The following is a 446-nucleotide window of genomic DNA, read 5'->3' as shown; positions in this document are numbered from 1 at the left end:
GCGGTCTTTAGCTGTGTGCGGGTACTGGCGGAATCGGTCGGCATGCTGCCCTGTTCACTGTACGAACAACTCGGGCGGGGGAATCAGCGTGCTGTCAAAGAGCGGCTGCATAAACTGCTGTCAGTCAAACCCAACAACTACATGACCCCACAGGAGTTCTGGGAATTACTGGTGGCCTGCCTGTGCCTGCGGGGGAACTTCTATGCCTATAAGGTGAAGGCACTGGGGGAGGTGGTGGAATTATTACCGCTCGACCCGGGCAGTGTGGTCCCCAAACTCAATAACGACTGGCTGCCGGAATATCAGGTCACCTTCCCGAACGGTGACACCGCCACCCTGACGCAGGCTGACATCTGGCATGTGCGTATCTTTACGCTCAATGGCCTGACCGGGTTAAGTCCGGTGGCCTATGCCCGGCAGGCGATCGGGTTAGGGCTGGCGACCGA

1 protein-coding gene is annotated in these 446 nt (G+C 58.5%); it reads left to right on the top strand.

All coding sequences use genetic code 11. The features are described from left to right. A partial coding sequence (locus AAC854_RS23135) for a phage portal protein (protein ID WP_340619133.1) occupies nt 1-446 on the top strand: 446 nt, incomplete at both ends.

Origin of the sequence: Xenorhabdus entomophaga (assembly GCF_037996725.1) — a bacterium.
Taxonomy (GTDB): Bacteria; Pseudomonadota; Gammaproteobacteria; order Enterobacterales; family Enterobacteriaceae; genus Xenorhabdus; species Xenorhabdus khoisanae.
The sequence above is the reverse complement of the archived record's forward strand: the minus strand, read 5'-3'. Positions and strand labels throughout refer to the sequence as shown.